Source organism: Endozoicomonas sp. Z74, assembly GCF_057680865.1.
The window spans coordinates 1-1,349 of record NZ_JBLYZI010000239.1; the positions used below are offsets into that span (position 1 = coordinate 1).

Below are 1,349 nucleotides of genomic sequence, written 5' to 3' on the forward strand. Positions count from 1 at the left end.
TCTGTGAAATATGAGTGGCTCTATTTAAACGAATTCAGAACGGTAGCCGAGCTGTACCAAGGGCTGGAAAAATACTTCCAGTTCTACAATACTGAAAGGCTACATCAATCACTGAACTATAAAACACTTCAGGCAATACACTTTGGCTGAGGACTTCAACAACAGTCGGAACATAACTTTAAAAGTGGATCTTGTGGTCTAGGGAAGGTGCGAATAAGCACTGTGCGTACTCTGTAAGCTAAACAGCCTGCAGACACAAGGCGAAGTTTGCAGTTAATGGCCTTAGTCCTTAACAAAAACTTCAACACAGTAGATGCGGGCTGTTTAGCTTGCCCTTCGGGGCCTCCAGGGGGACCCAGACTCTGCGTCAGCCTTTCTTGACAGGTCCCGACATGCCTCTGCTTCTGAGTCCCCCTGGCAGGCCAGAGTGCCACAGGGCTTATTCGCACCTTCCTTATAGTTTAAATATACTTACAAAATTAATAGGAACGAGTTTGATTATTATGCTACTATCAAAATATTATTGAAAAGGAATCAGAATAAATTTTATTATTACACCATGGTTTAAATATACTTAAATAAGGAATAAGAATGGGTATTGAGTTCATCAAAGCTAATGAGCATTCCGTGTATTTAGATCTTGATACGGACCAAGATTATTATCGTGTAACTGGCATGGATGCTTTTAAACTAGCACGCCAAGATGGGCAGAAAATAACAGAGATAGCTAAATTATTCTTTGGAAGAAAGCTTGCTTTTCGTGTTCCTGCAATAAATCTAACAAAGAATCATGCGAAAACAAAGGAAATTTATGGAGAAAGGTTTATTCATAAATGTAATGATGCAAAAAAAATATGCCGACGAAAAATAGAAAAGTATAATGAAGAACAAAATCGAAGATTATCTGGCATCACCAAAAAGCAACAAAGGCGCTTTGCTGAAAACGCTAAATTAGAGCAACAATTCAGAAGTGATTTCTTTAACGCTTATAAAGAAGCTGTAACTCTAGGAAAAATAGAAAATGTGTATGACTTAAAACTAGATGATCGAGATGAGGCTCTTGATGATTTAGATGGGATTGATCTGAAAGAATTACAACAGTTTTGCAAAGACAAGTTTAATAACAATAATTTGTAGCAATATGATTTTTGTAAGTAACGATTTGATCTGACACAGCCCCCTTCAAAAGAGATGGTTACCGGTTTAAGTACCACCAAAAAACTACCTGATTACCACCCAACCTCAGCTCGATTTCTCGGCTAAAATGACGACACTGGCTTTCAGTTCAAGCGAGGTGTTGTCATGGCTAAGAACAAAATCCAGTTTCAGAAAGGCTTGAGCATTACGGC

General features: G+C 38.4%; 1 protein-coding gene and 1 pseudogene. Both read left to right on the plus strand.

The genetic code is table 11. The features are described 5' to 3' along the window. Nucleotides 1-126, plus strand: a pseudogene (locus ACNRUY_RS26495) (integrase core domain-containing protein); the annotation flags it as partial. A gap of 465 nt (nucleotides 127-591) precedes the next feature. After that, nucleotides 592-1,137: a hypothetical protein gene (locus ACNRUY_RS26500; protein ID WP_488114663.1), complete on the plus strand. Its 546-nt coding sequence runs from the start codon at nucleotides 592-594 to the stop codon at nucleotides 1,135-1,137. Nucleotides 1,138-1,349: the final 212 nt, after the last annotated feature.

Coding starts and splice junctions, on each gene's coding strand:
- ACNRUY_RS26500 (WP_488114663.1), top strand. CDS start 592: ATGGGTATTGAGTTCATCAAAGCTAATGAGCATTCCGTGTATTTAGAT.